Raw genomic sequence first — 6,787 nt, forward strand, 5'->3', positions numbered from 1 at the left:
AGCCGGAAAGGATCATTTTCAATCATGTTAAAACTTTACTTACTTTGTTTCGATTTCTTCATTGGAAGGAACGACTGCGTCCTTTTTGGTTACAGAAAGCGCGCCATTCTCTTCATCGATTAACAATGAATCGCCTTTGGTCACCGTACCTGTGAGCAATTCCTCAGACAATTTGTCTTCAATATGCTTCTGGATCGCCCGACGAAGCGGACGGGCACCATACGCTGGATCGAAGCCGGCTTTGGCCAGGAAGGCCTTGGCGTTGTCGGTGAGTTCGAAGTCAACTTCGTATTCACGCAGACGTTTCCGCAGCTCCTCACTCATGAGGGAGACAATCTCAGCAATGTGTTTCTCTTCAAGGGAGTGGAACACGATGATTTCATCAATCCGGTTAAGGAACTCCGGACGGAAGCTTTTCTTCAGCTCATCCATGACTTTACCCTTCATGTTATCGTAATCCGCACCTGCATCCACAACTGCTGTGAACCCAAGTGTAGAGTTACGTTTAATCGCTTCGGCACCCACGTTGGATGTCAGAATGATCAATGTGTTGCGGAAGTCCACGACACGACCTTTGGAGTCTGTCAGACGGCCATCCTCAAGCACTTGCAGCAGGATGTTGAACACTTCCGGATGTGCTTTTTCGATCTCGTCGAGCAGGACTACGGAATATGGTTTGCGACGAACTTTCTCTGTCAGCTGGCCGCCTTCTTCATATCCTACATATCCTGGAGGCGCTCCGACGAGTCTTGAAGTCGAATGCTTCTCACCATACTCGGACATGTCGATCCGGATCACTGCATTCTCATCTCCGAACATGGCTTCTGCGAGTGCACGAGCCAGCTCGGTTTTACCTACCCCAGTAGGACCAAGGAAGATGAATGAACCCATTGGACGTTTCGGATCTTTCAATCCGGCACGTGCCCGACGAACCGCACGGCTGACCGATTTCACCGCTTCATCCTGACCGATGACACGTTCATGCAGGATGGACTCCAAGTTCATCAATCGTTGTGTCTCTTCTTCTTTCAGCTTGTTCACCGGAATTCCTGTCCAGTTGGCTACCACTTGTGCGATATCCTCAGGAGTCACTTCGGAATCCGTGCGACCTTGTTTTTCTTTCCATTGATTCTTCGTTACATCCAGCTCTTCACGGATTTTTTGTTCCGTATCACGCAGAGCTGCTGCTTTCTCGAACTCCTGACTTTGAACTGCTGCGTCTTTTTCCTTACGGATATCTTCCAGACGGCTTTCCAGTTGTTTCAGGTTTGGCGGGATGGTGTATGAGTTCAATCTTACTTTGGAACCCGCTTCATCAATCAGGTCAATCGCTTTGTCTGGCAGGAAACGGTCTGTGATGTAGCGATCAGACAATTTAACCGCCTGTACAATGGCTTCGTCTGTGATTTTTACGCGGTGATGTGCCTCGTAACGATCACGCAAACCGTGCAGGATTTGAATTGCTTCTTCCGGAGAAGGCTGATCTACTGTAATCGGTTGGAAACGACGCTCCAGCGCGGCATCCTTCTCGATATATTTGCGATATTCATCCAGTGTTGTTGCACCGATGCATTGCAGTTCTCCACGGGCCAGAGCCGGTTTCAGAATGTTCGAAGCATCAATGGCACCTTCTGCTCCGCCTGCACCGATCAGGGTATGCAATTCGTCGATAAAGAGGACAATGTTACCCGCTTGACGAATCTCATCCATGATTTTTTTCAAACGATCCTCAAATTCACCACGATACTTCGTTCCGGCAACAACCGAACCCATATCCAGGGTCATAACCCGTTTGTCGCGCAATGTTTCCGGAATTTCGTTAGCGATGATTTTCTGTGCAAGACCTTCGGCAATTGCCGTTTTACCTACACCAGGTTCACCGATCAATACCGGATTGTTCTTGGTACGACGGCTCAGCACCTGAATAACACGTTCGATTTCCTTGCTGCGGCCGATCACCGGATCCAGGTTGTTTTCCTTCGCGTAAGCGGTAAGGTCACGTGCCAGACTGTCCAGTGTTGGCGTGCTTACGTTAGCAGGAGTTCCGTTATGGCTGGATACTGCCTCACTGCTGCCAAGCAATTGCAGCACTTGTTGACGTGCTTTGTTCAAGCTGATGCCAAGGTTGTTGAGCACACGTGCCGCAACACCCTCGCCTTCACGAATTAATCCGAGCAAAATGTGCTCTGTCCCTACATAGGTGTGACCCAATTTGCGAGCCTCATCCATAGACAATTCAATTACTTTTTTCGCACGAGGCGTATATGCAATGTTGGTAGGCTGCTCCTGGCCGCGGCCAATCAGCGTTTCTACTTCATCCTGAATTTTTTCCAATCCGAGTCCCAGGCCGATCAGTGCTTTGGCTGCAATGCCTTCGCCTTCACGAATGAGGCCGAGCAAAATGTGCTCAGTACCGATGTTATTATGACCGAGACGGACAGCTTCTTCCTGCGCGAGTGCGAGCACCTTTTGGGCCCGTTCCGTAAATCTTCCAAACATCATATCTCCTGCACCTCCATGGTTTTGGATAAAACGGGGGCCTACTAACGATCCCGCCGTATTCTTCATATCATTTTTGTCTGCAGCCGTGCTGCGAATAAAATCATTCAGCATTTATGGAAATGCTCGTTATATAAAAGCCGCAGAAGCGGCATGAAACCTTAGGACAGTTCAATCCAAATGGAACTACTGGGATTGACTGGCTGAATTGATCGTATCACGAATCAACTGAGCCCGGTAGATGTCACGCTCATCCGTGCGCATATCTTCCCCGAATGTTTTCTGCAGGAAGCCTGGCTGGGTCATCACATTCAGCTCATTCATTACGGTGATGGACAAGCCATTCAACAAGCCCAGATCCACACCAAGGCGAACATCAGAGAGTCGCTGTGCGGCTTCCTTGGAATCCATGATGGCTGCGTGCGACAAAATTCCATACGATCGCATCACTCTATCGGTAATCCGCAGTTTGGAGTCTGAAATTAACCGCTCTCTGGCAGTACGTTCATGCTCAATAATCTGCTGCACTACGCCGTGCAGATTGTCGATAACCTCTTGTTCCGTCTGCCCAAGCGTAATCTGATTGGAGATCTGGAAAAGGTTGCCCATCGCCTCGCTGCCTTCACCGTAGATTCCACGTACGGTTAACCCCACTTGAGAAACAGCGGTCAGAATACGTCCAATCTGCTGTGTCATTACCAGAGCGGGCAGATGCATCATGACAGATGCTCTTACACCTGTACCTACGTTGGTAGGACAGCTGGTCAAGTATCCTCTGCGGTCATCAAAGGCATAATCCACATGCGCTTCAAAAGCATCGTCTATGGCGGAAGCTTTCTCCCAGGCTTCTTTGACCTGGAACCCCGGATAGAGGCATTGGATACGAAGATGGTCTTCTTCATTTATCATAATACTGACGGATTCATCCTCACTGAGAATGACCGCACCATTTTTGGATTCATTCACAAGACTGGGGCTGATCAGATGTTTCTCCACCAGCACCCGCTTGTCGAGATCATCAATATCCATCAGATCCAAGGTGTGGAAATCTCCAAAGGCATGAACGTCATCATATTGAAGTACTTCGCTCAGCTTATTCAGCACTTCTTCCGATTGCTCATTGGAAGCCAGCATCGGAAACGGATAATGCTGCAGGTTGCGTGCGATCCGGACACGGCTGCTAATGACGATTTCGGAATCAGCCGCATCACTGCGCATCCAGTCGCTGAGCGCCTTCTCTGTAAAACGCAGATTAGGCATTACGCATCCCTCCTACTCATGGCAAACTTTACTCCTGGGCTATTTCTTTTTCAAGTTCCCTGATCTGGTCACGAATCTGAGCCGCCTCTTCAAATTCCTCTTGGGCGATACTCTCCTGAAGATCACGTTTCAGGTCGGCAATCTGCCGTTTCACCTTGATGCGTCCCCCGGCACGTGCAGGAACTTTCCCTACATGGGTTGTGCTGCCGTGGACTCTTTTAAATAATGGATCCAACCGACTGTCAAAATATTTATAACAAGAACTGCAGCCGAACCGGCCGATTTTGCTAAACTGTGAGTAAGTCATGCCGCACTCTTCACAACGAAGGGCTTGAGCAGGGGGTGCCCCCGCATTCCCATTCTTGGGTTCAAAATCAAGCAACCCGGACAACAGATTATGAATGGAAAATCCTCCTGCTGTTCCAGGAATCATTTCTCCCTTTTCACGGGCACATGACTCACAAATATGGAATTCCGTCTTCTCTCCATTCACGATTTTCGTAAAGTGAAGTGTAGCCGGACGTTTGTCGCATTCTTGGCACAGCATTTATAGATGTACCTCCTTGATCCCGATAGTTTTCATTTACCGAGCAAAGATATTAACATCGCCTTTAACATTCTGGCACGAATTTGATCCCGGTAAGGAAGTTTGACCAATAAAATTTCTCTTGATACAGCTGCACGCATCAACCCGGCTTCCCGTTTACTTAGAAAACGCGCTTCTTCCAGTTGATAAATCAGGCCTTCGGCAGCTGTCTGTCCAATCTCATCCCCGATACTATGGTGCAAATGATTATGCAGAGCAGAGTGAGCCGGCAATTCAATCCGCTGAATGCGGACATAACCGCCACCGCCACGTTTGCTCTCGACCAGGTACCCTTTTTCAAGAGTAAAACGTGTGCTAATTACATAATTGATCTGGGATGGTACGCATGAGAATTGATCTGCGAGATCATTGCGTTGAATTTCAACCATTCCTTCGGGACTTTCATGCAAAATACTCTTCAGATATTGTTCGATAATATCAGAGATATTACGCATCCACTCATCCTCCACTGTCTGAAACGTTAAGTCAATAAGGACCCACACGCCCCCACAGAGTACACCTTCTCAACCCATTTAACCAATCGGGGAAACAGCGAATCTTGAATTCCACTGGCTTATTCGGGAGAGCAAGGACGCACGAAGGTCCTTTGATATTGCCTCTTTCCGATGATTCTTTAGATGCGGCATTAAAGATGTGATCACCGGATTGTAGAAAGAAAGCTACGTAAGTATTAAACCTTCAGTTGACTTTGACTTTCTTTGACTTTATATACATTATAGCATATTTTGTGGTTTTGCCAAGTGGGGTCACTATTCATTTTTTACGATTTTACACGAAATATTCCCCGGACACAAAAAAACCTCTCCAAAACAGCCGGAGAAGTTCATTTGTCTTACTGTAGCGCGGTTTCTCTATAAAGGTTGAAAGGGGGCAGAATCGATGTTATCGACTTACATATAAGTGTCTGGAATGTACTTAGAAAAAATCAAGCAAATAGGTTTCCCGTTCAGGAATCGCGTGTTCCAGTGCACTAATTACTTCCGCAGGACCATCAATTCGGCCCATCCGTGCCATCTCTGCAGGTCTGCGATATCCCATAAGCATCGCTGTAAGTGCTTGGATGTCGACCTTAAGCGTCTGATCTTCCAAGACAGGTTCCGATGTTTTCCATATGGAAGCCGTACCATTCATCGCTACATTCAGCTGCCATACCCCCTCATTCCACGGTGCATGTGCATCCTCTACCTCAAGCTGAATCTGTAACGGAGAATCTTGATTTGCAAAAGGATACTGCGAAATGAACTGCTCCACACTAACGATTCTCGCCATAAAGTATGGGGAAATCTCCTGCTGAATCCGTGGATTATCCAGTTGAAAGGCCAGTGTATCGTTCGCAGGCGCTTTTAACGTCACCTCATCAATCATCGAATCATGATTGGCGATAAACGTCCACAACCCTTGTCTGGCCTCTTCATTTAGGTGCACCAACTCACCGATGGTAAATTTCCTTTCCTTGACCTCGTAGAGTACGTAGCCTTGAGGTAGTCCCGCCTCATCATAGTAAACAGCCCGCTGGCTCCCTTTCTTGGCAAAAACTGAATTTTCCCACCAGGCATCATCTCGACTTAAGGTTCCGTTATAACGTTCTGCATACGTGTCATAAACCATCTTCAGCACCGATAACTCTGGATTACCCCGCCGAAGGGTGCCTAGAGTTAGCTTCTTCGCAGGTAATTGATCGGTAGACAGCTTATATTGCTTAAACTCTACGTAGGTCTCCCACCCATATTTCCGGTAAAAAGCAAACGAGAACGGATGCAGGAAGGAAATGCTCTGTTTATTCCGATTCATTTCTTCCAATGCAAATTTAAGCAGCCCTGCTACCCAACCTTTTCGCCGGTATTCCGGCCAAGTTGCCACACCCGCTATACCTCCCATCGCAAATGATCGACCTTGTATATAGGTTTGAAAAGGAATGATCTGAAGTTTGGCTCCAACTTGGCCATCCTCATACACTCCCAACACATTGTGTGAGGCGAACTCCTCTCGGCGTTTTTCAATCTGTTCCTCGTTTAATACAAACTGAAAAGCGTACTCCGAAAGCGTCATACACGCTTCGAAATCATCAGTGGTTAGTTTGCGAATGTCCATGTCGTTCTGCACCCCGTTCTCCAGAATTGTAAGTGACTCAAAATCGTGTGCGGAAATGTGATGTATGTACTTCTATGAGTGTGTCAGAGGTGTGAAACAAAGTCAAATAAGAGATGCATGTGCATCTCCCGGTAAGAACATATATTCAATATATAGGTGTGTTATACATAAAGCCTACGGCAAAAAAAATAAACAAATAAAAACCACCACCGAATATCATCGGCAGTGGTTCTTTGCTTGGCAACGTCCTACTCTCCCAGGACCCTTCGGTCCAAGTACCATCGGCGCTAGAGGGCTTAACGGTCGTGTTCGGGATGGGTACGTGTGGAA

At 47.5% G+C, this 6,787-nt stretch carries 5 protein-coding genes and 1 rRNA gene; all 6 read right to left on the reverse strand.

Translation table 11 applies throughout. From position 1 onward, the window contains the following. Positions 1 to 39 precede the first annotated feature (39 nt). A complete protein-coding gene (gene clpC / locus HP552_RS02600) occupies positions 40 to 2,502 on the reverse strand; it encodes an ATP-dependent protease ATP-binding subunit ClpC (protein ID WP_175394120.1) in 2,463 nt (820 codons plus the stop codon). Between the two features lie 183 nt (positions 2,503 to 2,685). After that, entirely contained in the window at positions 2,686 to 3,759 is a 1,074-nt protein-coding gene (gene mcsB / locus HP552_RS02605; protein ID WP_175394114.1) for a protein-arginine kinase McsB, read from the reverse strand. A gap of 28 nt (positions 3,760 to 3,787) precedes the next feature. Continuing rightward, positions 3,788 to 4,306: a protein-arginine kinase activator protein McsA gene (mcsA, locus tag HP552_RS02610; protein WP_175394115.1), complete on the reverse strand. Its 519-nt coding sequence runs from the start codon at positions 4,304 to 4,306 to the stop codon at positions 3,788 to 3,790. 32 nt (positions 4,307 to 4,338) lie between these two features. Then, complete coding sequence (locus HP552_RS02615) at positions 4,339 to 4,800, reverse strand: CtsR family transcriptional regulator (protein WP_095293442.1); 462 nt, start codon at positions 4,798 to 4,800, stop codon at positions 4,339 to 4,341. 481 nt (positions 4,801 to 5,281) lie between these two features. Continuing rightward, positions 5,282 to 6,457, reverse strand: coding sequence for a GNAT family N-acetyltransferase (locus HP552_RS02620; RefSeq protein WP_175394116.1), 1,176 nt, complete (start codon positions 6,455 to 6,457; stop codon positions 5,282 to 5,284). A gap of 235 nt (positions 6,458 to 6,692) precedes the next feature. Then, a 5S ribosomal RNA gene (gene rrf, locus HP552_RS02625) occupies positions 6,693 to 6,787 on the reverse strand; the annotation flags it as partial.

This window comes from Paenibacillus xylanilyticus (genome assembly GCF_013359935.1).
Taxonomy (GTDB): domain Bacteria; phylum Bacillota; class Bacilli; order Paenibacillales; family Paenibacillaceae; genus Paenibacillus; species Paenibacillus xylanilyticus.

Bases quoted from the DNA above. Each gene is read 5' to 3' on its own strand.
- clpC (WP_175394120.1), bottom strand. From the start codon at position 2,502: ATGATGTTTGGAAGATTTACGGAACGGGCCCAAAAGGTGCTCGCACTC.
- mcsB (WP_175394114.1), bottom strand. From the start codon at position 3,759: ATGCCTAATCTGCGTTTTACAGAGAAGGCGCTCAGCGACTGGATGCGC.
- mcsA (WP_175394115.1), bottom strand. From the start codon at position 4,306: ATGCTGTGCCAAGAATGCGACAAACGTCCGGCTACACTTCACTTTACG.
- HP552_RS02615 (WP_095293442.1), bottom strand. From the start codon at position 4,800: ATGCGTAATATCTCTGATATTATCGAACAATATCTGAAGAGTATTTTG.
- HP552_RS02620 (WP_175394116.1), bottom strand. From the start codon at position 6,457: ATGGACATTCGCAAACTAACCACTGATGATTTCGAAGCGTGTATGACG.